The sequence below is a fragment of the Pandoraea pnomenusa genome, assembly GCF_000767615.3.
In the GTDB taxonomy this organism is placed as follows: Bacteria; Pseudomonadota; Gammaproteobacteria; order Burkholderiales; family Burkholderiaceae; genus Pandoraea; species Pandoraea pnomenusa.
On sequence record NZ_CP009553.3, the window covers coordinates 2,250,206 to 2,274,893 of the forward strand.

General features: G+C 65.7%; 21 protein-coding genes. 13 read left to right on the top strand and 8 right to left on the bottom strand.

Going from position 1 to position 24,688, the window contains the following annotated elements; genetic code table 11:
* Window positions 1-32: 32 nt before the first annotated feature.
* Window positions 33-1,898, bottom strand: coding sequence for an assimilatory sulfite reductase (NADPH) flavoprotein subunit (locus LV28_RS34190; protein WP_038617828.1), 1,866 nt, complete (start codon window positions 1,896-1,898; stop codon window positions 33-35).
* Window positions 1,899-2,440: 542 nt separating this feature from the next.
* Between LV28_RS34190 and LV28_RS34195 the strand changes: the two genes are divergently transcribed.
* From LV28_RS34195 to zapE, 4 genes are all read left to right on the top strand, one after another.
* Window positions 2,441-5,302, top strand: a complete 2,862-nt coding sequence (locus LV28_RS34195; RefSeq protein ID WP_023595631.1) for a 2-oxoglutarate dehydrogenase E1 component — start codon at window positions 2,441-2,443, stop codon at window positions 5,300-5,302.
* Window positions 5,303-5,391: 89 nt separating this feature from the next.
* Window positions 5,392-6,660 carry a 2-oxoglutarate dehydrogenase complex dihydrolipoyllysine-residue succinyltransferase gene (gene odhB, locus LV28_RS34200; protein ID WP_023595632.1) on the top strand — a complete coding sequence of 423 codons (1,269 nt, stop codon included), beginning with the start codon at window positions 5,392-5,394 and terminating at the stop codon, window positions 6,658-6,660.
* A gap of 94 nt (window positions 6,661-6,754) precedes the next feature.
* The gene (gene lpdA, locus LV28_RS34205; protein ID WP_038617825.1) at window positions 6,755-8,194 is read left to right on the top strand and encodes a dihydrolipoyl dehydrogenase; all 1,440 of its coding nucleotides are present in this window, start codon (window positions 6,755-6,757) and stop codon (window positions 8,192-8,194) included.
* Window positions 8,195-8,287: 93 nt separating this feature from the next.
* The gene (zapE, locus tag LV28_RS34210) at window positions 8,288-9,385 is read left to right on the top strand and encodes a cell division protein ZapE (protein ID WP_023595634.1); all 1,098 of its coding nucleotides are present in this window, start codon (window positions 8,288-8,290) and stop codon (window positions 9,383-9,385) included.
* A gap of 228 nt (window positions 9,386-9,613) precedes the next feature.
* Here the strand turns inward: zapE and LV28_RS34215 are convergent, their stop codons facing one another.
* Complete coding sequence (locus LV28_RS34215) at window positions 9,614-9,934, bottom strand: hypothetical protein (RefSeq protein ID WP_141571873.1); 321 nt, start codon at window positions 9,932-9,934, stop codon at window positions 9,614-9,616.
* A 226-nt stretch (window positions 9,935-10,160) separates the two neighbouring features.
* Here LV28_RS34215 and LV28_RS34220 point away from each other — a divergent pair, with 226 nt between their 5' ends.
* From LV28_RS34220 to LV28_RS34230, 3 genes are all read left to right on the top strand, one after another.
* The gene (locus tag LV28_RS34220; protein WP_048806376.1) at window positions 10,161-10,820 is read left to right on the top strand and encodes a DUF2939 domain-containing protein; all 660 of its coding nucleotides are present in this window, start codon (window positions 10,161-10,163) and stop codon (window positions 10,818-10,820) included.
* Window positions 10,821-10,956: 136 nt separating this feature from the next.
* Window positions 10,957-11,364, top strand: coding sequence for a DUF2147 domain-containing protein (locus LV28_RS34225; protein WP_048806678.1), 408 nt, complete (start codon window positions 10,957-10,959; stop codon window positions 11,362-11,364).
* Between the two features lie 196 nt (window positions 11,365-11,560).
* Complete coding sequence (locus LV28_RS34230) at window positions 11,561-12,043, top strand: DUF2147 domain-containing protein (protein WP_023871582.1); 483 nt, start codon at window positions 11,561-11,563, stop codon at window positions 12,041-12,043.
* A 240-nt stretch (window positions 12,044-12,283) separates the two neighbouring features.
* On the opposite strand, the gene LV28_RS34235 is transcribed toward LV28_RS34230, so the two are convergent.
* The 6 genes from LV28_RS34235 to LV28_RS34260 all read right to left on the bottom strand — a co-directional run bounded on the left by LV28_RS34235 (window position 12,284) and on the right by LV28_RS34260 (window position 19,207).
* Entirely contained in the window at window positions 12,284-13,375 is a 1,092-nt protein-coding gene (locus tag LV28_RS34235) for a Tle-like phospholipase domain-containing protein (RefSeq protein WP_038617822.1), read from the bottom strand.
* Between the two features lie 573 nt (window positions 13,376-13,948).
* Window positions 13,949-15,217, bottom strand: coding sequence for a collagen-like triple helix repeat-containing protein (locus LV28_RS34240; protein ID WP_048806375.1), 1,269 nt, complete (start codon window positions 15,215-15,217; stop codon window positions 13,949-13,951).
* Between the two features lie 59 nt (window positions 15,218-15,276).
* A complete protein-coding gene (locus LV28_RS34245; RefSeq protein WP_023595642.1) occupies window positions 15,277-16,008 on the bottom strand; it encodes a MarR family winged helix-turn-helix transcriptional regulator in 732 nt (243 codons plus the stop codon).
* A gap of 85 nt (window positions 16,009-16,093) precedes the next feature.
* Window positions 16,094-17,272, bottom strand: coding sequence for a collagen-like triple helix repeat-containing protein (locus tag LV28_RS34250; RefSeq protein WP_038617819.1), 1,179 nt, complete (start codon window positions 17,270-17,272; stop codon window positions 16,094-16,096).
* A 57-nt stretch (window positions 17,273-17,329) separates the two neighbouring features.
* Complete coding sequence (locus tag LV28_RS34255; RefSeq protein ID WP_038617816.1) at window positions 17,330-18,892, bottom strand: collagen-like triple helix repeat-containing protein; 1,563 nt, start codon at window positions 18,890-18,892, stop codon at window positions 17,330-17,332.
* Between the two features lie 27 nt (window positions 18,893-18,919).
* Window positions 18,920-19,207, bottom strand: coding sequence for a hypothetical protein (locus LV28_RS34260; protein WP_023595645.1), 288 nt, complete (start codon window positions 19,205-19,207; stop codon window positions 18,920-18,922).
* A 1,135-nt stretch (window positions 19,208-20,342) separates the two neighbouring features.
* Between LV28_RS34260 and LV28_RS34265 the strand changes: the two genes are divergently transcribed.
* The 6 genes from LV28_RS34265 to LV28_RS34290 all read left to right on the top strand — a co-directional run bounded on the left by LV28_RS34265 (window position 20,343) and on the right by LV28_RS34290 (window position 24,682).
* Window positions 20,343-20,528 (top strand): Flp family type IVb pilin, encoded by a 186-nt coding sequence (locus LV28_RS34265; protein ID WP_023595646.1) that lies wholly within the window; start codon window positions 20,343-20,345, stop codon window positions 20,526-20,528.
* 155 nt (window positions 20,529-20,683) lie between these two features.
* Entirely contained in the window at window positions 20,684-20,875 is a 192-nt protein-coding gene (locus tag LV28_RS34270; protein ID WP_031627202.1) for a Flp family type IVb pilin, read from the top strand.
* A gap of 59 nt (window positions 20,876-20,934) precedes the next feature.
* Window positions 20,935-21,414, top strand: a complete 480-nt coding sequence (locus tag LV28_RS34275; protein WP_218026208.1) for an A24 family peptidase — start codon at window positions 20,935-20,937, stop codon at window positions 21,412-21,414.
* 209 nt (window positions 21,415-21,623) lie between these two features.
* The gene (locus LV28_RS34280; protein ID WP_023595649.1) at window positions 21,624-22,109 is read left to right on the top strand and encodes a TadE/TadG family type IV pilus assembly protein; all 486 of its coding nucleotides are present in this window, start codon (window positions 21,624-21,626) and stop codon (window positions 22,107-22,109) included.
* A 124-nt stretch (window positions 22,110-22,233) separates the two neighbouring features.
* Entirely contained in the window at window positions 22,234-23,247 is a 1,014-nt protein-coding gene (gene cpaB, locus LV28_RS34285; RefSeq protein ID WP_038617811.1) for a Flp pilus assembly protein CpaB, read from the top strand.
* Between the two features lie 58 nt (window positions 23,248-23,305).
* Window positions 23,306-24,682, top strand: a complete 1,377-nt coding sequence (locus tag LV28_RS34290; RefSeq protein ID WP_029753893.1) for a type II and III secretion system protein family protein — start codon at window positions 23,306-23,308, stop codon at window positions 24,680-24,682.
* The last annotated feature ends 6 nt before the right edge of the window (window positions 24,683-24,688 follow it).

A 24,688-nucleotide genomic window follows, 5' to 3' on the forward strand; every position in this document is an offset into this window, starting at 1 on the left:
CTTGCGTGTCGGGGGCGTGGCGCGCGCCACGTTCAGTACACGTCGCGCTGGTAGCGCTTCTCGCGCTGCAATGTCTTCACATACTCGGCCGCGGCGTCGGGTGCGAGGCCGCCGTGCTCCGCGACGATGTCCACGAGCGCGGTGTTCACGTCGCGGGCCATTTGATCGGCGTCGCCGCACACGTACAGGTGTGCGCCTTCCTGAAGCCACGCATACAGCGCCTTGCCTTGTTCGCGCATGCGATGCTGGACGTAGACCTTGTCTTCGGTGTCGCGCGAGAACGCCAGGTCGATGCGGGTGAGCGCGCCGTCCTTCACATAGCGCTGCCATTCGCGCTGATACAGGAAGTCGGTACGGAAGTTGCGGTCGCCGAAGAAGAGCCAGTTCCTGCCCGGCGCATCGAGTGCCTGCCGTTCCTCGACGAAGGCGCGAAATGGCGCAATGCCGGTGCCCGGGCCGATCATGATCACCGGTGCGTTGCTGTCCGCAGGCAGCTTGAAGTTGCGGTTTGCCTCGATATACACCGGCACCGACTCGCCTTCGCGCGCGACGTCGGCCAGATAGGTCGACGCCACGCCGCGACGCGCACGGCCATGACTCTCGAAGCGCACGGCGCCCACGGTAATGTGGACCGCTTCCGGGTTGGCGGCAAGACTCGACGCAATCGAATACAGACGCGGCTGGAGCGTGCGCAGCGTGCCGACGAATTCGGCGGCCTTGACCTTGCGCGCCGGGAACTGACGCACGACGTCGAGCACGTCGCGGCCGTGGAGATACTCCCGCAACGCCGTTTCGTTGCCCGCCGCGAGCAAGGTCTTCAATTCGCTCGATTCAGCCAGCGCGGCATACTTCTCGAGGAAGGCGCGCGAGAGCGTGGTGATGTCGTACGCGCCCAGGAACGCGTCGCGCAGCGACAGCGTGCTGTCCTGCGTGGTGGTCGTGGCCTGCGGATCGAGCGCGAGCGTGTCGATGAGTTCGTCGACCAGCGCCGCGTCGTTCTTGACCACCACACCAAGCGCGTCGCCCGGCTCATAGGTCAGGCCCGAGCCTTCGAGCGACAGTTCGATGTGGTGCACTTCCTTGGACGAGCCGCGACCCGAGAGTGTGATGTTCTCGATGACGCCGGCGTCGAACGGGTGCTTGCGACTGTACTGACTGGCCGCCGCGCCGGTGGAGGACGTAGCGCTCCCACCCAGGGCGGCGAACGTGAAGGTGTCGATGAGCGATGCGGCGCTCGCATTGCCGCCCGTCGTTACCGTCGCCCCTGCGGTACCGGCGGGCGCGGCCACGCGCGAGAGCGCCTCCACCGCGTCTTCGATCCAGCGCTCGGCCGGAGCGTCATAGTCGACGTCGCTGTCGACGCGCGGCACGAGACGCTCCGCGCCGAGTGCCGCGAGTCGGGCGTCGAAGTCCTTGCCGGCCTGGCAGAACTTCTCGTAGCTCGAATCGCCCAGGCCGAGCACGGCGAAGCGCGTACCCGCGAGCCTGGGGGCCTTCTCGCCGTGGAGGAATTCGTAGAAATCGCGCGCGTCGTCGGGCGGTTCGCCCTCGCCCTGCGTGGAGACCGCCACGAGCAACAGCTTGTCGTTCTTCAGGCGCGAGGCCTTGTAGTCGCCCATCGCGAACAGATCGACCTTGAAGCCGGCGGCAACGGCGCGCGCCTTGGCTTGCTCCGCCACTTCCTGCGCGTGGCCGGTCTGGGAACCGTAAAGGATGGTCAGCGCTGGTGCGGTGGCGCCGGTATTGGCCGGCGTGGCAGCAGGCGCGCCGGCCTGGCGCACCGAGTGATTGATGCCCGCCAGAAAGCCCCGCACCCAGGCGAGTTGCTCGGTGGAGAGTCCGTCGACCAGTTGGCTGAGCAACTGGGCCTGCTGGGAGGAAAGGGGCGTCTCTTGCATGTCGTGCTTGGCTCCAGGGGCCGGATCAGCATGGGGGCCAGGGCGGGTCGATCCCGCCAGGCCACCCCCAGATGGACCGGCAAGGGGATACGCAACACCTTATCGGCTGGTGCTTAGAAATTAAAATAATAAAATTTAATTCTTATATATCTATTTTCCATATAAGCATAAAGACGGGGCGTCTTGGCGGGCAGGGACGGGGGGATGGCAATGTGCGCGATGACGGCATGTTCGCGGTAGGTTCGATGGCAGTGCCGCTCATTGGGGGTCGGATGTGGGCACGATGCGACCATGGCAAACGGGCGTTCGAACGGGGCCGGGCCGGCGCCGGGGACGCATGCGGCGGGCACGCCGGAAGTCCCCGTGTGACGGCTTTCCGGGGGGATGGCTGTCGGTAAAACGTGCTATGCTCCTCGCCGTGATTGATCAGGTCCTTCCAAGCACCACTTGATTCTCGCAATCCGCTAATCGGTCAGGCCGTGTCGCGGAAGGTTTCGTAACCCGCTATTTCTCGAGACACTCGTAGAAAAGGTGAGCGCAAAATGAGTTTGATGGAACAATTCCAAGCGAACTCGTATCTCTTCGGCGGCAATGCCCCCTATGTCGAAGAACTGTACGAGTCGTATCTTGATAATCCGGCGTCCGTGCCGGACAACTGGCGCCAGTATTTCGACGCGCTGCAAAACGTTCCCGCTGTTGATGGTTCCAACGCCAACGACGTGGCTCACGCCCCGATCGTGGAGTCGTTCGCCCAGCGCGCCAAGGCCAATGCCTTCGTGTCGCACGCCGGCGCATCCGACCTGGCCGTGGCCCGCAAGCAGGTTCACGTGCAGTCGCTCGTGGCAGCCTACCGATTCCTCGGCGCTCGCTGGGCCAATCTGGACCCGCTCAAGCGTCAGGAGCGCCCGGCCATTCCGGAACTGGAACCCGCGTTCTACGACCTGACCGAAGCCGACATGGACAGCGTGTACTCGGCCGAGAACACGTACTTCGGTTTCGAACAGGCCAGCCTGCGCGATCTGCTCAAGGCGCTGCGCGACACGTACTGCGGCTCGATCGGCGCCGAGTACATGTACATCAGCGATCCGGTGCAAAAGCGCTGGTGGCAGGAGCGTCTGGAGAAGGTGCGTGCAACGCCCAACTTCAGCGCCGACAAGAAGAAGCACATCCTCGAACGTCTCACGGCCGCTGAAGGCCTCGAGCGTTATCTGCACACCAAGTTCGTCGGCCAGAAGCGCTTCTCGCTCGAAGGCGGCGAATCGTTCATCGTGGCGATGGACGAGCTCGTCCACCACGCCGGTGCGAAGGGCGTGCAGGAAATCGTGATCGGCATGGCCCACCGCGGCCGTCTGAACGTGCTGGTCAACACCCTCGGCAAGATGCCGTCGGACCTGTTCGCCGAATTCGAGGGCAAGCACGTCGACGACCTGCCGGCCGGTGACGTGAAGTACCACAAGGGTTTCTCGAGCGACGTCTCGACGGGCGGTGGTCCGGTCCACCTGTCGCTGGCGTTCAACCCGTCGCACCTGGAAATCGTGAACCCGGTGGTCGAAGGCTCGGCCAAGGCCCGTATGGACCGTCGCGGCGAAGCCGACGCGGCCAGCGTGCTGCCGGTGCAAGTGCACGGCGACGCGGCATTCGCCGGTCAGGGCGTCGTGATGGAAACGCTGAACCTCGCGCAAACGCGCGGCTACGGCACGCACGGCACGGTGCACATCGTCATCAACAACCAGATCGGCTTCACCACGTCGGATCCGCGTGACGCTCGTTCGACGACGTACTGCTCGGATGTGGTCAAGATGATCGAAGCGCCGGTGCTGCACGTGAACGGCGACGATCCCGAAGCGGTCGTGCTGGCCATGCAACTGGCCCTCGAATTCCGTCAGGAATTCAAGAAGGATGCCGTGGTGGACATCGTTTGCTTCCGCAAGCTGGGTCACAACGAGCAGGACACCCCGGCGGTCACGCAGCCGCTGATGTACAAGAAGATCGCCCAGCACCCGGGCACGCGCGCGCTGTACGCCGAGAAGCTGGTCACGCAAGGCGTGATCTCGGCCGACGAGGGCGACGGCTTCGTCAAGGCCTACCGCAAGGCCATGGACGACGGCCATCACACCATCGACCCGGTGCTCTCGAACTACAAGAGCAAGTACGCCGTCGACTGGGTGCCGTTCCTGAACAAGAAGTGGACCGACGCCGGCGACACCGCCGTGCCGCTCAACGAGCTCAAGCGTCTTGCCGAGCGCATCACCACGATTCCCGCGAACTTCAAGGTTCACCCGCTCGTCGAGAAGGTCATCAAGGACCGCGAGAAGATGGGCAAGGGCGAGCAGCCGCTCGACTGGGGCATGGGCGAGCATCTGGCGTTCGCATCGCTGGTCTCGTCGGGCTTCGCCGTGCGCCTGACCGGTCAGGATTCGGGCCGCGGTACGTTCACGCACCGCCATGCCGTGCTCCACGACCAGAACCGCGAGCGTTGGAACGACGGTACGTACGTGCCGCTGCAACACGTGGCCGACGGTCAGGCCAACTTCACGGTGATCGACTCGGTGCTGTCCGAAGAGGCCGTGCTGGGCTTCGAATACGGTTACTCCACCGCCGAGCCGAACACGATGGTGCTGTGGGAAGGCCAGTTCGGTGACTTCGCCAACGGCGCTCAGGTCGTGATCGACCAGTTCATCTCGAGCGGCGAAGTGAAGTGGGGCCGCGTGTCGGGCCTGACGATGTTGCTGCCGCACGGCTATGAAGGCCAGGGTCCGGAGCACTCGTCCGCACGTATCGAGCGTTACCTGCAACTGTGCGCCGACACGAACATGCAAGTGGTCCAGCCGACCACGCCGGCACAGATCTTCCACCTGCTGCGTCGTCAGATGATCCGCCAGCTGCGCAAGCCGCTGATCGTGTTCACGCCGAAGTCGCTGCTGCGTCACAAGGAAGCCGTGAGCGACCTGTCGGAACTCGCCAAGGGTGGCTTCCAGACGGTCATCGGCGAGACCGATGCCTCGATCGACGCCAAGAAGGTCAAGCGTGTCGTTGCCTGCTCGGGTCGCCTCTACTACGACCTGATCGCCCGTCGTCGCGAAGAAAAGTCGAGCGATGTCGCGATCGTGCGCGTGGAACAGCTGTATCCGTTCCCGCACAAGGCGTTCGAGAACGAACTGAAGAAGTACGAAAACCTCGCCGAAGTGGTGTGGGCCCAGGACGAGCCGCAAAACCAGGGTCCGTGGTTCTACATCGAACACCACCTGATTGATGCGATGAGCGCGGGTCAGAAGCTGGCTTACGCGGGTCGCGCGGCTTCGGCCTCGCCTGCCGTGGGTTACTACGCCAAGCACTACGAACAGCTCAAGTCGCTGCTCGACACCGCGTTCGGTCGCCTCAAGGGCGCGACCGTGAAGCAGTAACCGGTCAGGTCTTACAGCGGTCGTCCTCCCCCAGGGACGGCCGCTGCCGTATTTCCGAATTGAACGTTTATCGAATCCAGGATCCAGAAATGGCCATTGTTGAAGTCAAAGTCCCCCAGTTTTCCGAGTCGGTTTCCGAAGGCACGCTGCTCGACTGGAAGAAGAAAGTCGGCGAAGCTTTCGCACAAGATGAAACCGTGATCGAAGTCGAGACCGACAAGGTCGTGCTCGAAGTGCCGGCGCCGGCAGCCGGCGTGCTCGTCGAGGTGAGCGCCGCAGCGGGCGATACCGTGACGTCCGAGCAGATCATCGCCAAGATCGACACCGAAGCCAAGGCAGGCGCTGCCGCCCCGGTCGCCGCCAAGCCGGCCGAAGCCGCTGCACCGGCCGCCGCCGCCGCACCGGCCGCTGCCCCCGCGGCCGGCGGCGCGTCGGGTGGCATTGCCAGCCCGGCCGCAGCCAAGGTGCTCGCCGAGAAAAACCTGTCGGCCACTGATGTGGCCGGCTCGGGCCGCGACGGCCGCGTGACCAAGGGCGACGCCCTGGCCGCCGGTGCCAAGCCGGCCGCCGCTGCCACGTCGTCGGTTCCGGCGCCGGCCCCGCGCGCCTCGCTGCCGGCCGTCTCGGCCCCGGTGGGCCGCGACACGTCGCTCGAAGGCCGTCCGGAGCAGCGCGTGCCGATGTCGCGCCTGCGCGCCCGTATCGCGGAGCGTCTGCTCCAGTCGCAACAGACCAACGCCATTCTGACCACGTTCAACGAGGTCAACATGAAGCCGGTGATGGATCTGCGCAACAAGTACAAGGACAAGTTCGAGAAGGAGCACGGCGTGAAGCTGGGCTTCATGTCGTTCTTCGTGAAGGCCGCCGTCCATGCGCTCAAGAAGTACCCGGCCGTGAACGCCTCGATCGACGGTAACGACATCGTCTATCACGGCTACTTCGACATCGGTATCGCCGTGGGCTCGCCGCGCGGTCTCGTGGTGCCGATCCTGCGCAATGCCGACCAGATGAGCCTGGCCGATATCGAGAAGAAGATTGCCGAGTACGGCAAGAAGGCTGCCGACGGCAAGCTCTCGATCGAGGAAATGACCGGCGGTACGTTCTCGATCTCGAACGGTGGGGTGTTCGGCTCGATGCTCTCGACCCCGATCATCAACCCGCCGCAGTCGGCCATCCTGGGCGTGCACGCCACGAAGGACCGCCCGGTCGTGGAAAACGGCGAGATCGTCATCCGCCCGATGAACTATCTGGCCATGAGCTACGACCACCGTATCATCGACGGCCGCGAAGCCGTGCTGAGCCTCGTCGCAATGAAGGAAGCGCTGGAAGATCCGGCTCGTCTGCTGCTCGACCTGTAAGCGTTAGCGCGCACTGCGCGGCGTTGCCCGGCCATGCGCAGCGTGGCCGGCGCCCCGCGCCTCCTCCTGCCGTCAACCTTCACTGAGTCTCAAAATGGCAAACAAAGAATTTGATGTCGTCGTCATCGGCGCCGGCCCCGGCGGTTATATCGCCGCGATCCGCGCCGCCCAACTCGGTTTCTCCGTCGCTTGCGTCGAGAAGTGGACCAACCCGGCCGGCAAGATGGTGCTGGGCGGTACCTGCCTGAACGTCGGTTGCATTCCGTCGAAGGCGCTGCTCGCCTCGTCGGAGGAGTTCGAGAAGGTCGGTCACCATCTGGCCGATCACGGTATCACCACGTCGGATGTCAAGATCGACATCTCGAAGATGCTCGCGCGCAAGCAGGGCATCGTCGACAAAATGACTGGTGGTATCGAGTTCCTGTTCAAGAAGAACAAGATCACGTGGCTCAAGGGTCACGGCAAGTTCGTCGGCAAGACCGACGCCGGTGTGCAGATCGAAGTCTCGCCGACCCAGGACGGCGAAACCGAGACGGTCACGGCCAGGAACGTGATCATTGCCACGGGTTCGAAGGCCCGTCACCTGCCGGGCATGCCGGTCGACAACAAGCTCATCTCGGATAACGAGGGCGCGCTCTCGTTCGACACCGTGCCGAAGAAGCTGGGCGTGATCGGCGCCGGTGTGATCGGTCTGGAGCTGGGTTCGGTGTGGCGCCGTCTGGGTGCCGAAGTCACCGTGCTCGAAGCCATGCCGGAATTCCTGGCTGCCGCCGACGCGGGCGTGGCCAAGGAAGCCGCGAAGCAGTTCAAGAAGCAGGGTCTGGACATTCACGTCGGCGTGAAGGTCGACGAAGTGAAGACCGGCAAGAACAACGTCACGATCCATTACACGGACAAGGACGGCAAGGCGAACACGCTGGAAGTCGACCGTCTGATCGTGTCGGTCGGCCGTGTGCCGAACACCGACAACCTCGGTCTGGAAGCCATTGGTCTGGCGGCCGATCAACGCGGTTTCATCCCCGTCGACGATCACTGCAAGACGTCGGTGCCGAACGTGTACGCCATTGGCGACGTGGTACGCGGCCCGATGCTGGCCCACAAGGCCGAAGACGAAGGCGTGCTGGTCGCCGAAGTCATCGCGGGCCAGAAGCCGCATATCGACTACAACTGCATTCCGTGGGTCATCTACACCTCGCCGGAAATCGCATGGGTCGGCAAGACCGAGCAGCAGCTCAAGGCCGAGGGCCGCGAGTTCAAGCCGGGTCAGTTCCCGTTCGCGGTCAATGGCCGTGCGCTGGGCATGGGCTCGTCGGACGGTTTCGTGAAGGTGCTGGCGGACGCCAAGACCGACGAGATCCTCGGCGTGCACGTGATCGGCCTGAACGCATCGGATCTGATCGCCGAAGCCGTGGTGGCAATGGAGTTCAAGGCCGCGTCGGAAGACATCGGCCGTATCTGCCATCCGCACCCGTCGCTGTCGGAAGTGATGCGTGAAGCGGCGCTCGATGTCGAGAAGCGCGCACTGAACAAGTAAGCGGATTCGCGCTGACTTGCAGGAACAAAGGCGAGGCGACTCGCCTTTGTTTTTTCCCGATGACCCTTGCCCCCCGGCCCGTCGCCGTACCGCATGAACGTTCGCGAATACTACCAACAAGAGCTCGCCGCGCGCGGCTACAAGCCCGACGAGGCGCAGGAGCGCGCCGTCGATCGTCTGCAACAATGCTACGACGAATGGGCGGCATACAAGTCCCGTCGCTCGAATACCCTCAAGAAGTGGCTCGTGCATCCGGAACTGCCCAAGGGGGTTTACCTGTGGGGCGGGGTGGGGCGCGGCAAGAGCTTCCTGATGGACAGCTTCTACTCGGTGGTGCCGCTCCAGCGCAAGACGCGGCTGCACTTTCACGAGTTCATGCGCGAAGTGCACCACCAGTTGCAGGCGCTTAAGGGCTTGCCCGATCCGCTCGACGAACTGGCCAGGCGCATCGCCAAGCGATACCGCCTGATTTGTTTTGACGAATTTCACGTGTCCGATGTGGCCGACGCCATGATCCTGCACCGGTTGCTCGCCGAGTTGTTCAAGAACGGGGTGCAGTTCGTGATGACGTCCAACTATCGTCCCGACACGTTGTATCCCGACGGTCTGCACCGCGACCGTGTGCTGCCGGCGATCAAATTGCTGGAAGACCGGCTCGACGTGCTCAACGTGGATGCCGGCATCGATTACCGCCGTCGCACGCTGGCGCAGGTGCAGGTGTATCACTACCCCCTCGGCAACGAGGCCAACCGTGCGCTGCGCGCGGCGTTCAGCGAGATTGCCGGTGTGCCCGACGAAAGCCCGCTGCTGCATATCGAGCAACGCGAGCTGAAGGCGCTGCGCCGCGCGGGTGGCGTGGTGTGGTTCGATTTCCATACGCTGTGTGGCGGTCCGCGTTCGCAGAACGACTATCTTGAACTGGCCAACCGCTTCCACACCGTGGTGCTCTCGGACGTACCTCGCATGACGCCGCGCATGGCGTCGGAGGCGCGACGCTTCACGTGGCTCGTCGACGTTTTCTACGACCATAAGGTGAAGCTGCTCATTTCCGCCGAAGTGCCGCCCGAGGCGCTTTACACGGAAGGTACGCTCGCCAACGAGTTCACGCGCACGGTGTCGCGCCTGGTGGAAATGCAGTCGCGCGAATATCTCGAGGCCCCGCGGCGCGTGGTGGACACTTCGCTGACCTGAACTTCAGGTGGCGTCGCATCGTTGGCCGACGCCTGCTGGCGGAAACAGGGCGCGACACGGGCTCGGTCAGGCCGGGATAAGGCCGCGATAAGGCCTGGATAAGGTCGGGAAGCCCGGGAAGGGCGAGATAAACGCGCAAAAATGCGCCCGATGGGACTGAGGAATCGGTGCCCGATCAGCGCATGTCACGGGGCCGATCTTGTCTGTTCGACCCGGGGGTGACCGTCTTCAGCGTCCGCCGCGTTGTCGTCCGTTGGGATTGCGTGACGGAGGCGGAGGAGGCGGCGCCGGCGGTTGGCGCTGCTCGCGGATATGGTTGTAGATGTCGCCGCGCAGGTCGCCCTGCGGCCGTATTTCCTGAGGCTGCGGGCGCGACGGTCCGGAGCGTGGGCCGCCATGATGATCGCCGCGACCGTTGGGACGTTCGGCACCCTGTGCGAACCAGCCCTGGAAGAACTGACTGGCCGACGCCGCCTGGGCCGTTGCGCTCATCGCGGCGCCGGCCAGCATGACGATACCCATCATCCGGACAAGTCGGGTGTGACGCATGGTGCCACCTCCTTGTCGGTTGGATTGCCGCGCGTCGGACCCGGGTTGCACCAGCCGGCGTGCGGATGAGAGACATGCAGCATGGGCGACGAACGTTGCGGCTACGCTTCGAGAGTAAAAGGGTGGACGCCCGCGTGCTGTAAAGATTTGTAAAGCAATGTAAGCCGGAGGGTGCGGGCTGGCGTGCGTCCCCTACCATGCGCTGTTTGAACGTCGGAGTCTGGAAATGCGTAAGCTGTCGATCGTCACGACCTGCGTCGTGACCGTGGTTGTAGTGGTGGGGCTGCTGTTCGGCACACCGTATTACACGCTGTGGCGTGCGCGCGAAGCCGCGAACGCCCGCGATGCCGACACGCTCTCGTCGTACGTCGATTACCCCGCCGTGCGCGACAGCCTGAAGACGAGCCTGCACGATCAAATGGCGCGTCAGATGGACAAACAGCGCAGCAATCCACTGGGTGCACTGGCGCTGGCACTTGGCGGTTGGGTGTCAGATCGGGTGGTCGAGGCATTGCTCACGCCCGAGGCCGTTGCCGCGATGCTGCGCGGTGACAGTACCGGCCTGCCGCCTGCACCAGGCGCTCCGGCCCCGGACCAGGTGGCGCCTCAAGCACCTCCGACATCCCCAGCACCCCAGGCACCCCAGGCACCGCAGCAACCGTCCGGTACGCCGCCGCCTTCCGACGCGCCGTCCAATGGTGGGGGGCCGCAAGGTGCGGACACCGCCCCGCCGCGAACGACGACGCGCACCGAGTTCCAGGATTTCAACCACTTCCTCGTGCACGTGTCGCGCAGCGACCGCCCCGAGCGCGTGGTGACGTTTACGCTCACCCGGCGCAATCTCGTGCAGTGGCGCCTGAGCGCCATCGCGCTGCCGCCGCTGTAATCGGCGCGGCGCGTTGCACACTCGCAGGAAGATCCCTTTGAAAGCGATGTTGAACGGCATGTTCCGGCGGCGTCTGCTCGCCGCCGGTTGCCTGCCTGCCTTGTTGAGGCTGTGCGTGCTCTACGCACTAAGCGCGATGAGCGCGACCGTGACACCGGCGTTCGCGGACACGCTTTCGCCGGTCGGGGTGTGGCGCATCGTCGACGAGACCGGCGACCCGAAGGCGCTGATCGTCATCTCCGAGCGCGACGGCCAGTATGTGGGGACGCTTGTCAGGAGTCTCGGGCGACGCGATGCGCTCGAGCGTCGCTGTGATGGCTGCACCGACGACCGCAAGGGCAAGAAGCTCCAGGACATGGAGATCATTCGCGGCCTGCGCAAGGACGGTGACGAATACACCGGAGGGAAGATTCTCGATCCGGACAGCGGCAGCGAATACGGCTGCAAGATCCGCGTGGTGGACGGCGGAAAAAAGCTCGAAGTTCGAGGTTATTTCGGCATCTCCTTGCTGGGCCGCACACAGACGTGGATTCGCGAGCCTTAGCCGATTTTCCCGGGACATCGATTGACGTGCACATAAGCCAGACGTGTGAGCTCAGCTAGAGGACTTCCTCAGCACGACGTCACGCCTTTGGCGTAATCTTCAAAGCGACTCACGTGCGAACCGGTGCATGCGCCGGGGTGCTCATCGCCAGCGCGAGTCCTACGACAATCAATCCGTATCTGGGAGGATGACAATCATGAAGCAGATCTCGAATGCAACGTCGTGGCGACGTTTGGGTGCTCACGCGCTTGTCGCCGTGGCGTTGCTCGGCGGCGTTGCCAAAGCGGCCATGGCGGCCGACAACAACTCGCCTGTCGGCGTATGGAAGACGATCGACGACAACACCGGCAAGCCGAAGGCCCTCGTCACGATCTCGGAGCAGAATGGCCAGCTCGTGGGCGTGATCACCAAGGGATTGGGGCCGAACGACGATCCGGAGCGCATCTGCACGAAGTGCACGGACGAGCGCAAGGACCAGAAGATGCTCGGCATGCAGATCATTCGCGGCATGCAAAAGGACGGCGATACCTACGACGGCGGCACCATTCTCGATCCGGAGAACGGCAAGGTCTACAAGTGCAAGATGACCGTGAAGGACGATGGCCAGAAGCTCGACGTGCGTGGCTATATCGGCATTTCGCTGTTGGGCCGCACGCAGACCTGGGAACGCGAGCAGTAAAGCAGGGTGATGCAAGCGGTCGTCGATGCGGCCGCGAGTTCGGACGCAGCGGCCATCACGTGTGCATCGACCTCGGCGCGATTTCGTCGTCGAGGCTCAGGAAAGGCCCCGGACGATACGTCCGGGGCCTTCTCGTTCATGCGTGGCCAGACGCCGCGAGGGTTGCCGCGGCGATGCCGCGCCGAGGGAGTCGCGCCGCCGATGCGATCCGTGACCTGCCTCGGATGCCTCGCGCCTGCGTCACTCGAGCGGTATGAAGTTACGGCTTGCCGATGCCATCGAAGGCAGACGTGCCAGACGTGCCAGACGTGCCAGACGTGCCAGACGTACGAATAGCGACCGAATCATCTGCGGCATCGAATGACGCTCGATCGATTCGGCGAGGCTGCTGGTGGCCGGGGAAGACGCCGGTTGCGTCCCGCGCGAACCCGACGGCGCCGCGGGCGGCAGTCCGATGCGTGTGCCGACCGGATGCGGCATCGACAGCCGTGCCAGCCATGCCACCGTCGTGCCGATCAGGGGAATGCGCTCGGCGATTTCCGTGGCGGTGCGCACCACGCTTTGAACCCGCGAGAGCACTTCTCCCTGCACGTGATAGGCGTCCACGCGCGAGGACGCCGGTGTCGCGTGATGCCGGGCCACCGTGCGCTCGTGCAGTCCGGCGGCGTCGAATGTCAGGCCGTGCGATCGCTCCACCACGGAGGTCTGCGCCGAAGCGAGGCCACCGCCCAACGAGTGCCCCGTGAACATCAGCCGCGACGCCGGGTACAACTGCGTCAACGTCTTCCCCCAGGCGATGGCCGCCTCGTATTGGCGTGAAGGTAACCCCAGCGCCTGCAAAACATTCTGCTTCCAGTCGACGTAAGCGCGTGCCGCGATGTTCATCTCCGTGCCGCGATTGGCGGCCAGGATGTTGCCGCTGACGGGGTCGGCGTAAACGGCACCAAAGAACCCGGACCCCCCGGGGCCGTTGTCGTCATGCGCGTCGATGCGTTGCACGCGCGCGGGCAGGATCTGCGGGATCGACTGGTCGAAGTAGACGTCATGATCCACAAGCGCAGCGGTCACGACGTTACGTTGTTCGAGCATCTTGCGAGGCATCGCGTCGATGCCGTGCGTCTCGATCCACGCATCAATCTCGTCGACGCGTTGCGCGACAGCCACGAGACGCGACGTCTGATATGCCGACGCTTTCGCCTCGCTTTCGTCCACGAGTGATGTCAATTGTTCGAGCACGCTGTCGAAAGCCGCCGCCTGTTGCGGGTCCGACGGGCGCACCGGGGACGAGCGCCGGCACAGCTCGCGCGTCGCATCGATCCATGCCTGCGTCAACGCCCTCGAGCGACGCTCGTGCGCGTAATGCGGATCGGCGTCATGTCCGATTCGGGGAGACGTCTGGACGCCGCGCAAGGTGCGTCGCCATCGCGCGCTGGCGATCCGTTGCTCACGCGTCAGGGCATGCCACTGATCTGATGTTTCGGATGCCGAAGAATGGTGCGCTTGCTCGGGGTTTGCATCGCCATGGGTGGTGGGGGCAGGCGTTTCGTCGAGGACGACGTGGGGCGTTACGGCAGGGGCGTGCCGCAGACTTGTTGGGCCAATCATGATGTCGGTGCGTCAGGGGAAGCGTCGTGGGAAACCGCGCGCGGGTCGCCCGGCGTCGGAACATGACGCGGGTAAGGGCGACGCGGTGGCGGAACGGCGAGCGATTCTGCTCGCGCGCGACGCTGTCGGACACCAGGAATGGCTCATTTCCCAAACGTCGGGCCATGACGACAGGGGGGCAACACCCGAGCACGACAAAGCCCGGGCAGTGTCGCTTCACTGTCCGGGTTTGCCGACGTCATTGGCGCCTGCACGCCGCTGACGTTCCCCCTCGCGATCTTCGGATGCCGACGCGTCCGCTTACCTGGCCAGCCCGCCCAACAGTCCGGTGACCGGCGCCAGCACACCGGCGGCACTGCCTGACCCGGTCGTGCCGCCCGAGCCCGCGCTGGCGAGCGACGTGAGCGGGGTCGTGACGGTGCTCAACAGCGTGGTGACGGTGCCGAGCGGATTCGTGGCGCTGCTGCCGCTTCCACCGACGCCCCCGGTGCCGCCGGTCACTGCCGTGGCGCCACCGAGCAGGCCGGTGAGGCTGCCCAGCGGATTGGCGCCCGACGTGCCGCCGCCTGCTGTCCCGCCGAGACCGCCGAGCAGACCGGTCAGGGCGCCCAGCGGATTGTTGCCACCGGCCGTTGCGGGCGACACCGTCGTATTGCCGACGTTGGCGAGCACATTGCCCAGCGCGTTCGGGCTCGTTGCGCCCGTGTTGCCGAACAGCAGACCGCCGGCGCTGGTCGCCGTGTTGCCCAGTGCCATGAGCGGATTGCCAAGGCTGGCGACCACGGCGTTCGGCGCGGCGCTCTTCACCTGGGTGCCCGCCAGATTCAGCGCGCCGCCCAGCGTGCCCAGCAGGCCTGCCACCGGCGTGCCCAGCCCGGTCGTGTTCCCCACGGTCTGCGTGGTGCTCACCACCGTATTCGTAATCGGCGAGATGGCGGACGAGAGCGCCGTGGTCGCCTGCACGACGGGTGCGCTCCCGAGCGCCTGCGTGAGCGCCGCGCCGCCGCTCACGCCACCCTGGCCGACGGTGGCGACCGCATTGCCCAGCACGCCCGTGAGCGAGTCGACAGGGGTGTTCGCGAGCGGGCCGCTCTTGCCGATGCCCGCGATGCCGCTGCCGAGCGATTTGCCCGCGTTGCCGAGATCGGTCACGACACTGCCGGTGCTCGCGAGCGTGGTGCCGACCGGGTCGGTGCCTGTCTTGCCCAACTGTCCGAGCCCGCTGCCCACGCCGGTGCCCAGATCGGTCACGGCGTTACCGGTTTGCGTGAGGGCCCCGCCAAAGCCCTGCGTGGCCTGCGGCGACACGCCCGGAATCGTCGTGCCGGACACCTGGTTTCCGACGGCGCTGACCACGGAGCCGACCGAGCTCACCACACCGTTGCTCGACGTTGTCGGGTTCGTCGGGTTGTTGGGGTCGTTCGGATTGGTCGGTGTGTGGGGATTGTTGGGGTTTGTCGGCGTGTTCGACGTCGCGCCACTGCCGCCGCCCGAACTGGAGCAGCCGGTGACGCCGAAGAGCGCTGCGACGAGCGCGGCGAGCAAGGTGGGGTGAAGCCATTTCGACATGACATGTCTCCTCGAACAGGGACGAGCGCTTCCGGGGGGGCGTAGCTCGCCGGCGGCCGTCAGGCCTTGGACGTGGGGCCCCTGGCACTGGACACCAGGCCAGCGATGTCCTGGTCGGCCTCGAAGCGCAGACGGAAGGTTTCGCTCTTCAGGGTGCGAATGCTCTGCACCAGGAAGTCGTGGATCGCGGCGAGTTCGCTGTGGTCGTAGGCGGCACTCACGGCGGTGAGCTCGCGCGAGACGGACGACAGGAACTGCTCGATCTGAGCGCAGCGTTCGGCGATCGGATGGATCATCACCATGCGGCGGTCGTGCGGATTCTTTTCGCGCTCGACGAAGCCGGCGCGCTCGAGCCGGTCGATGACGGTGGTGATGCCGCCAGAACTCACGCCCATGAGCTCGGCCAACTGACCGGCGGTGATCGATTCGAGTTCGAGAATCAGGTCGAGCGCGTTCAGATCGGTGACGTTCAGACCGAGCTGTTCGGCCAGCGCTGCGTGATAGAGCGCGGTGTACACGGCGAGCCGGCGTCCGAGCGAGCGGACGATGCCGGCGACGAGATCGTTTCGGTTCGTATGTCGGTCGCTCATGGTGCCGTGCGTTGCGTTGAGCGGGGAGGCAGTGGCCGTCGCCCCGGAAGCAGCGCCCGAATCGGCGCCGTACGTGTTGTGGCTCTGGCGGGCGCCGACACCGCCGGCGGTCTCGCGCATGGCCGGGGGTTCGGCATATTGCGAGGCGGATTCGCCAAGACCGCGCATCAGCACGCCGGTGTCGGATAGGAAGCGGGCCATGGCATCTCCTTATCGATGAATTGCCTGGGGCATGCGCGGCGCCGGAACGTCGGCGGCGCGCGCGATGCCATGTGTCACTTGCGATTTACTTGCCGACGCTGGCGACGCTGCCGAGCGGGGTGGTCACCGGTGCGAGCAGACTGCCGAGGCCGGCGGTGGCGCCACCCGAGCTGCCGCCGGCCGCGCTCGTCACGCCGGAGAGCAGGCCCGTCACGGGCGCGAGCGGGCTGGCGCTGCCGCCCGACCCCGACGCGGCACCGCCCAGGCCGCCCAGCAGACCCGTGACCGGCGCAAGCGGGCTGCCCCCGCCGCTGGTGCCGCCAAGTCCACCCAGCAGACCCGTCACCGAGCCGAGCGGATTCGCGTTGCCGCCCGCCGCGGTCGATCCGAGGTTGCCGAGCAGCGAGCCGAACGGGTTGGCCGTGCCGGTCGAGGTGGATCCGTTCAGGAACGAGCCGACGCCGCCGACTGTGTTGCCGGTGGCGATGACGGTGTTGCCGAGCGCCGTCACCACACCGTTCGACGAGGTGCCCTTCATCGTCGTGCCGACCGTGCCGACCGTGTTGCCGACCGTCGTGAGCAGGTTCTGCACCGGGCCGCCCAGACCGGTCGTGGTACCTACCGTGCGGGTGGTGTCGGACACGACGTTGGTGACCGGGTTGATCGCCTTCGAGAGCGTGGAAGTGACCTGCGTGACCGGTCCACCCGTGAAGGCCTGCTTCAGAATTGCGCCGCCCGCGATGCCGCCCTGGCCGACCGTGGATACCACATTGCCCACGGCGGACGTCAGTCCGTCGACCGGCGTGCCGGCGAGCGGGCCGCTCTTGCCGATGCCGGCCACACCACTACCCAGTTGAACGCCCGCCTGGCCCAGATCGGTCACGACGTTGCCGGTGCTGGCAAGCGTGGTGCCGACGGAATCGCCTGACGTGCCGGTTTGGCCGAGACCCGCGCTCACGCCGTTGCCGAGATCGGTGACGGCGTTGCCGGTGCTCTTGAGTGCGCCGCCGAATCCCTGTGACGCTTGCGGCGAGACGAGCGGCAACTGCGTGCTGGCGACCTGATCGCCGAGCGCGCTCACGACGTTGCCGGCGGAGCTCACGACGCCGCCCGCGTTCGTTGCGGTGGTGCCCACGGCGTTCGGCGTGCCCGTGGTGCCGGCCGAGGTGGCACCGCTTCCGCCACCGCCGCTCGAGCAGCCGGTCAGTGCGATGGCGGCGATGGCGGCCGAGGCGAGAAGCGTGCGTTGGAGTGCGAGGTTCATGGTGTCTATCTCCTGTGTCGTTCTGAAAGTTTCGATTCGGTTTCGGCGCATCGCCGCTTACTTCTTCGCGCCGAGCAGGCCGCCCAGCAGACCCGTCACCGGGGCGAGCGGGCCGGTGCTTCCGGTGCCGCCGGCGCTGGTTGCGCCGCCGACCGCGCCCGTGACCGCGCCGAGCAGGTTGGTCACCGGCGCAAGGGCGCCGCCCGCGGTCGCGCCGCCAGTGCCACCGGTCGCGCCGCCGGCCACGGCGCCGAGCCCGCCGGTCAGACCCGAGACGAGATTCGTCACCGGGGCGAGGGCGTTGCTGCCCGGCGTGCCGCCGGCGGCGCCGCCGAGCGCCCCCGTCACGCTGGCGACGAGGGTGGTGACCGGTGCGAGCGGGCTGCCGCCCGAGGCGCCGCCCGTGGCGCCACCGAGCCCGCCTGTCAGACCGGCGACGAGATTCGTGACCGGGGCGAGGGCGTTGCTGCCCGGCGTGCCGCCAGCGGCACCGCCGAGCGCACCCGTCAGGCCCGAGACCACGCTCGTGACCGGGGCGAGCGGGTTGGCGCCGCCAGTGGCGCCACCCAGGCCACCCAGGCCGCCTGTCAATCCCCCCAATGCCGACGTAAGCGGCGCGAGCGGATTGGCGCTGGTCGGCGTGCCGTGCACGGCGCCGCCGAGACTTGCCACGGTGTTGCCCACGCCTGCGACGATGCCGCCAACGTCCGCGGCGACCGGGTTGTTGAGTTGCCCGCCGATCTTCGTGCCCACGCCGGCCAGACCGCCGCCCACGGTGGCCAGCAAGCCGGCAACCGGCGTACCCAGGCCCGTCGCATTGCCGACCGTTTGCGTGGTGTTCGTCACCACGTTCGTGATCGGAGTGATCGCGGAGGAGAGCGACGTCGTCAGTTGCTGCACCGGCGCGCTCGTAACGGTCTGCGTGAGCCCGGTACCGAGCGACTGGCCGGCCATGCCGACCGAGGTCACGACACCGCCGAGCAGCGTGGTGACGCCGTTGATCGGCGTGCTGCCGAGCGGGCCTGTCTGACCGAGACCGGCGACGGCGCTGCCCAACTGCGTGCCCGCCGTGCCGAGATTCGTCACCGCCCCGCCCACGCTGGCGAGCGTCGGGTTGAGCGGGTCGCTGACCGAACCGAGCTTGCCGATGCCGTTGGTCAGGCCCGTGCCAAGTGTCTGCACGGCGGTGCCGGTGGACACGACGGCGCCCGACAGACCCGATTGCGTTTGTGTGCTCAGCAGCGGGAGTTGCGTGCCGGCGAGCGTCGTGCCCACGTCGCTGACGGTCTTGCCGACTTGGGTGACAACCCCCGTGCTTGCCGTACCGGCGACCGTGCCGATCGGGTTGGTGGTCGCGCTCGTGCCGGTGCCGCCATCGCCGTTGCCGTTGCCACCCGTGTTGCCATTGCCGCCGGTGCCCGAGCCGCCGGTTCCCGAACCGTCGCTGACCGTTCCGGCGCCCGTGCCGCCGCCACCGCCAGCGCCGGCCGTGGTGCCGCTGCCACCGCCGTCGCCGAGCGAGCCGCTGGTGCCCCCGGAGCCTGAGCTGGCGCAGCCGGTCATCGTGATGACGGCAAGCAGGCAGGCGGAAGCGAGCAGGTTGCGTTGAAGGTTGTTCATGATGGTGTCCTCTGGTCGTTGTCGTTATCAGGCGAGCACGGCTTGTGCCGCCAGACGGTTGTTCATGCGTTGTGCGATGAGCGCGAACAGCAGCGCGTCGACAGCGGCGCTGCCGAAGCCCGTCATTGCATGGGCCGAATGCGTGGCGTGGCCGTTGGCCGGATCGAACGGTGTGGCGGTGGCGCGCACGCCACCGCCGTCTTCACCGCCCCTCCCTGGGCTTGCGCCTCTACGATCGTTGCCGCCGATGCGCTGACGCTGCGCGGTGATGGCTTCGGTGCGCTGCGTCGGTTGCTTGGTATTGCCAATGATCATGGTGTCCCCCCGGTGATCTTCAGCGTTGCGATGCAGGGGTATGCGCAAGAGGTGTGCCAATCAATGATTTCGGATTTGAAGACTTGCTCTAGTTTTTCCGTCAAACGGCTGAAAAGCCTGTATTTATTTGCGTTTTGGAAAACAAGAATCTTTTGGATCGAGAGATCGGTGTTCGCAGGGAACGGGTAAAAGTCAGGGTTAACGCGATCGGAATATGGCGAGTGTCGGGCGCAAATCCGTTCCCGTTACGTCGGGCGTTACGGGTAACGTTACGTAACGCCGCTGTTCGAAAAGCCTTCGGGGTGCCGACAAATTGAAGCGCCTGGATGCGTCGTATCCGCTTCAATGCGAATTCGCGCTGATATGGTCGTCGTGCTCGAATTGGGTTGTTACAGCACGCGTGGCACGGCTAGTTATCGACATTGAAATCGAATCGAATGACGAACCAATCTCTCGGGCGCGGGGCGGGGCCCGGAACGCATCATGAATGGAAAGGATGGGAAAGACTGCGCGTCTGGCTCGCCTGTGCCGGCGTGCCAAGGCGGTTTCGACGCGCGATACGGAGCGCGCTATAGAGCGTGTTGCGGAGCGCGTTCCCGGGTGGGAAACCGGGCGCGAAACCGGGCGCATTACGAGGCCCGGTTGTTGAAGTGCGTCCGCCCCCGGAATCAGACGGGGCGGATGTTGCACTCGACAATCGCGTCGGCAGCGTGGAAATGAATGAAAAGTTATTTAAACGGCTGGTGTATTCGATTCGCGATTGGATGTGGCGTCGCGCAAATCATGGTTTTCCCTCGCAAGCGTTGTGCTGCGTGGTTTTGGAGTATTGTTTGATCAACCCATGTAACGATTTCTTACACTCTCGGTGGTGATTGGAACCAAGACTCTAGTTTTTGCGATTTACTTTAAATTACGATCAGAAAAAATCAGCGCGCCGCCGCAAATGATGTGTCGACAAGCAAAGAATTGGTGGCGTACAACGTAAAAGAGGTTCGAAAGCCTTGCTGCGCAACGAACCTGAGGCCGAAGTCCAGAGTTGATGAGTGATTTGGCGGGATGCGTCACGCGGCCGACAGGCCGGTGATGCGCCGCCGTGGGTGAACGGGCGCCTCGCGCCTTCATGAGGGAGACTGATATGAAACTCGGCAAACGTATTCGACTGTTCGCTCGCGACGAGCGAGGTGTCACGGCGCTGGAATACGGCATTCTCGCCGCGATTGTCGCCGTGATCATCGGTGGCACGATCTACGCCAACCTCACGGGCACGTTCTCGACGGTCTTCTCGAAAGTGACCTCTGCCGTGACGGCTGTCGGTGCCTGACGTTCGCTGACGCTCACTGACGTCGACCGGCGGGCGCCGAGCGTGTTCGCGGCTGCCGCCGCCCATGCAAAAAAACACAACGGGCGCCGCAGTCATCGAGACGCCGTTGCGGGAAGTCGGATGCTGTATTCGCGGGGATGCGCATCATGAAAGCAATGCGAGCGGGAACAAGACATCGAGGGCACCGTCTTTCGCGGCAACGCGGCGTTACGGCACTGGAGTACGGAATTCTGGCGGCGATCGTGGCGCTCATCATCGGCGGGGTCGTGTACACGAACCTGAGCAGCGCGTTGACGACGGCCTTCAGCACCGTGTCGTCGGCGGCGACGTCGGCGGTCTCGCATTAGCGCGGGGAGCGCATTGCTCGGCATTGCTCTGCATTGCTCGTATCGAGGCGGAACATCGCGTGCTGATATTGCTGACTCTGTTGTGCGTGCCGATCGTGGTCACCGACCTGATTGCGCGCCGTATTCCGAACGTGTGGCTATTGTGCGTCGGTGCGCTCACGCTGGCCTGGATGGCATGGCGTGCGTGGCACGGCGAACCTCGGGTGTGGTGGGTGCATGGCCTGGGCGCGCTCATCGGGCTGATCGGGTTGCTGCCGTTCTGGTGGCGCGGTGTGATGGGAGCGGGCGACGTGAAGCTGTTCGCGGTGATCGGGCTGGTGGCGGGATATCCCGCGTTGCTGCCGGTCTGGTGTCTGGCGAGCGTGGCGGCCGGCCTGCATGCCCTGGTGCTGTTGGCCGGACGGGTGAGGGGCCTGGCGCGGTGGCGTGACCGGTTTGCGGCATCGCGAGCCTGGCAAAGCATTCTGCGTTGGCGGGATGGACGCATCGGATTGCCCTACGGGGCGTATCTGGCCGCCGCGGCGCTCGTCGTAAGGTGAACGGCAGATTGGAAGTCGTTGGCGGCGGCGAAGCCGGTACGGCGTGAGGGCGTCGTTCGAGATGTCGCCGAGGTGGCGTGTTGGGGGACGAGTGCTGCAAGAAGCGGCACCGCTAGAACGGGAGGCGCGGGCGACGCCGCGCAAATGAGCAGCACCAATGCGTCGCCAAACACGGCCACACAGCGCCGTGCGCGACGGGGAGTTTCGTCATGAAGCGGTTTGGGGCACAGGCAGCATCGGCATGGCCGGGACGGCTAAGTGCGCGCTCGCGCGGCGTCGCTGCTCTCGAATTCATGCTGATCCTGATGGTCCTGCTGCCTGCCTTCTATGTCGCCGTCGCTTTCTCCATCAATATTCTCGCCCGACAGATGCTCACGCAAGCCGCCTCCGAGGCCGGCCGTGCAATGCTGCGCGCGGGTACGATGGCCCAGCGTCAGAGCTACGCCACGTCGGCGATCGCCAACACGCTGACCTGGCCGTCACCGTCGGTCGTGAGCACCAGTTTTCCGGCTGACGCCACGTATCCCTGTCCGGCATCGGGGTCGGCCACCAGTTCGCAATGCATCGTTCACGTGACGCTGACATTGACGCAGCCCATGACCGTCAACTGGCCGGGGTTGGGGGCGCTCGTGCCGGCCAGTGTCGTGGGCGCGGCGGCGGTCACACTCGATACGTCCACGATCGGCGGGAGTTAGCCGTGTCGCCGTGTGATTTGCGTGCCGGGCTCGAAACAAGCGATGTGCGGTTTGCCAGGTTGTCATGCCGCCGGTGCGCCGGCGTCCCGCAGGTAGTGACTGAACGGCCGAAAGGCCCCAAGCCATGAACAAAGCCACCAAGATTCTTGCTGCCGTGCTGGTTGTCGCCGGCGTGCTGCTCGCGCTCTTCGCGTTGCGTCTGGGGACGTCGAACGCGCCTGCGCCCGCGACCACGCCGTCGCCGGTGACGCAAACGCTCACGCAACGCTTCCCGGCCGTGGTGGCGGCCAAGGCGCTCGCGCCGGGGCAGCCGATCGGCGCGGGCGACGTGAAGATCGAGGCGTTCAATAGCCAGACGGTGGGCGGTTTCTCGAACCCGGCCGATGTGGTGGGGCGCGTGCCGCTCGTGGCGCTGGCGCCCGGCGTGGCGCTCACGCAAGGCACACTCGCGCATGGTCTCTCATTGCAACTCGCGCCGGGCGAGCGTGCGGTCGCCATCCCCGTCACGGAAACGGTCGGGGTGAGCAACCGGATTCGCCCGGGCGACTACGTGGACGTCTTCTTCACCCTCAAGACCAACCAGGCGGGACCCAACGGCGCCGTGGCGGATGACACGCAGGCACGTCTGCTGGCCTCGCGCGTGCGGGTGCTGACCTACGGCAATGCGTCGCTCGACGACGTGACGCCGCCGCCGGCGTCGCCCGGCGTGGCCTCGACGGTGCAGGCCGTGGCGTCCACGGCACCGCCGCCGCAACCGGCGAGCAACCCGCCGCCGGTGCCCGCTACGTCCGCCGTGGTCGCCGTGCCGGTGGCCGACGTCAACCGGGTAATGCTCGGCACACAGCAGGGAAAAATCATGCTGGCACTTCGCAATCCGGGCGATGACGCCATGCCCGACACGTCGCTGTTCCCGTCGCCGCCGCCGGTGCTGGCTGGCAAGGCCGGTCTGAGGGTCGACGATCGCGCTGCGCTCTCCACACCCGAGAACCAGGCCTACGCCGGGATCGCCGCGACCGGACTCGCGGGAGAGCCGGTGCGTCGGGCGACGGCGTCGCGTGGGTCGGGAACTTCGGGCGGCGGGACGGGCGGCGCCATCGAGGTGGTGCGCGGCGCCGAACGATCGACGGCCGCTTATTGAGCCACACGAAGCCGCCGACAAACCCATCAACCGACACAGTGACCGATACAGCCACGCCATGACCAGAAGCCAGGTTCGCACTGCCAAACGAGAGACGAGACGCGTTACGGGACTGCTGTTGTGCTTCGCCGCGTTGCTCGCGTGCTCGGCGTCGGTATCGGTACGCCTGGCCGATGCGGCCGACTCGGGCGTGAGCGCCGCAACGCGCTCGCTGACGATGGGCGTTCGCGAGCAGCGCGAGTTGCCGGTGCCAGGCTCGCTCGAGCGTGTGGCGGTGGCCGACCCCACGGTGGCCGACATCGTCGTGCTCAAGGGCACCGGCGGGCGGCGCGGTTCGGTACTTGTCGTGGGCAAGAAGCCGGGTACGACGCAGGTCTCGGCGTGGCCGCGTGGGGGGGAGCCCGTGCGCTGGGAAGTGCATGTCACCGGGGATCTGCAAGGGGCGCTCGGCGACACCGGCACCGCCAGCGTCGATGCGCGCGGCAATGCAGCGCTCATCAAGGGCCACGCGAATACGATGATCGAGCACAGCGGCCTGCAATCGGCGGCCGTCGATGCGTCGGGCAAGGGCGGGGTGGTCGTCGACCGCTCGACGGTGGGCGACACCGGGGTGGTGCAGGTCGACGTGAAGATCGTGGAGATCAATCGCAACATCCTCAATCAATTGGGTGCGAGCTTCAGCGCCTCGCGCACTTCGGGCTCGGGCAGCTTCGGCGTGGGCTCCACGCTCAACTCGGCGTTCCGCAGCGGCGCCGTGCCCAACTTCGGATCGTTCTTCGGCACGATCACGCGCGGCGCATTCAATCTCGCCGCCGAAATCGACCTGCTGCAAACCAATGGTCTCGGTCGCGTGCTGGCCGCGCCCACGCTGGTCGCCCTCTCGGGACAGAGCGCGAGCTTTCTCGCCGGCGGCGAGATCCCCGTGCCGCAGGCGGGTGGGCTCGGCACCACGAGCATCATTTACAAGCCGTTCGGCGTGGGACTCACGGTGACGCCGACGATCCTGTCACCCAATCGCATCGCGCTGAAGGTCGCGCCCGAGGCGTCCGACATCGATTACACCAACGCCATCGTGACCAGTTCGATCCAGATCCCCGCGATCACGACGCGCCGTGCGGACACGACCGTCGAACTGGGCGACGGCGAAAGTTTCGTCATCGGCGGCCTGATCTCCCGCACCACGACGGCTGCCGTCGACAAGGTGCCGCTGCTCGGCGATCTGCCGCTCATCGGCGCATTTTTCCGGAATCTGAAGTACAGCAGCGCCGAAAAGGAGCTGGTCATCGTCGTCACGCCGCATCTGGTGAAGCCGGTGGCCAAGGATGTGGCTATGCCGTTGCCCGGAGATACGCGCGAGAAGCGCCCGGGGCCGGTGTGGGGCGACTATCTGATGGGTGGGGCAAGCGACAGCGAGCTGCCGGGATTCTCGAAGTAGCGCCGG

Excerpts from the sequence above, each read along its gene's own strand:
- LV28_RS34190 (WP_038617828.1), bottom strand. The coding sequence starts at position 1,898 with ATGCAAGAGACGCCCCTTTCCTCCCAGCAGGCCCAGTTGCTCAGCCAA.
- LV28_RS34195 (WP_023595631.1), top strand. The coding sequence starts at position 2,441 with ATGAGTTTGATGGAACAATTCCAAGCGAACTCGTATCTCTTCGGCGGC.
- odhB (WP_023595632.1), top strand. The coding sequence starts at position 5,392 with ATGGCCATTGTTGAAGTCAAAGTCCCCCAGTTTTCCGAGTCGGTTTCC.
- lpdA (WP_038617825.1), top strand. The coding sequence starts at position 6,755 with ATGGCAAACAAAGAATTTGATGTCGTCGTCATCGGCGCCGGCCCCGGC.
- zapE (WP_023595634.1), top strand. The coding sequence starts at position 8,288 with ATGAACGTTCGCGAATACTACCAACAAGAGCTCGCCGCGCGCGGCTAC.
- LV28_RS34215 (WP_141571873.1), bottom strand. The coding sequence starts at position 9,934 with ATGCGTCACACCCGACTTGTCCGGATGATGGGTATCGTCATGCTGGCC.
- LV28_RS34220 (WP_048806376.1), top strand. The coding sequence starts at position 10,161 with ATGCGTAAGCTGTCGATCGTCACGACCTGCGTCGTGACCGTGGTTGTA.
- LV28_RS34225 (WP_048806678.1), top strand. The coding sequence starts at position 10,957 with ATGAGCGCGACCGTGACACCGGCGTTCGCGGACACGCTTTCGCCGGTC.
- LV28_RS34230 (WP_023871582.1), top strand. The coding sequence starts at position 11,561 with ATGAAGCAGATCTCGAATGCAACGTCGTGGCGACGTTTGGGTGCTCAC.
- LV28_RS34240 (WP_048806375.1), bottom strand. The coding sequence starts at position 15,217 with ATGTCGAAATGGCTTCACCCCACCTTGCTCGCCGCGCTCGTCGCAGCG.
- LV28_RS34245 (WP_023595642.1), bottom strand. The coding sequence starts at position 16,008 with ATGGCCCGCTTCCTATCCGACACCGGCGTGCTGATGCGCGGTCTTGGC.
- LV28_RS34250 (WP_038617819.1), bottom strand. The coding sequence starts at position 17,272 with ATGAACCTCGCACTCCAACGCACGCTTCTCGCCTCGGCCGCCATCGCC.
- LV28_RS34255 (WP_038617816.1), bottom strand. The coding sequence starts at position 18,892 with ATGAACAACCTTCAACGCAACCTGCTCGCTTCCGCCTGCCTGCTTGCC.
- LV28_RS34260 (WP_023595645.1), bottom strand. The coding sequence starts at position 19,207 with ATGATCATTGGCAATACCAAGCAACCGACGCAGCGCACCGAAGCCATC.
- LV28_RS34265 (WP_023595646.1), top strand. The coding sequence starts at position 20,343 with ATGAAACTCGGCAAACGTATTCGACTGTTCGCTCGCGACGAGCGAGGT.
- LV28_RS34270 (WP_031627202.1), top strand. The coding sequence starts at position 20,684 with ATGCGAGCGGGAACAAGACATCGAGGGCACCGTCTTTCGCGGCAACGC.
- LV28_RS34280 (WP_023595649.1), top strand. The coding sequence starts at position 21,624 with ATGAAGCGGTTTGGGGCACAGGCAGCATCGGCATGGCCGGGACGGCTA.
- cpaB (WP_038617811.1), top strand. The coding sequence starts at position 22,234 with ATGAACAAAGCCACCAAGATTCTTGCTGCCGTGCTGGTTGTCGCCGGC.
- LV28_RS34290 (WP_029753893.1), top strand. The coding sequence starts at position 23,306 with ATGACCAGAAGCCAGGTTCGCACTGCCAAACGAGAGACGAGACGCGTT.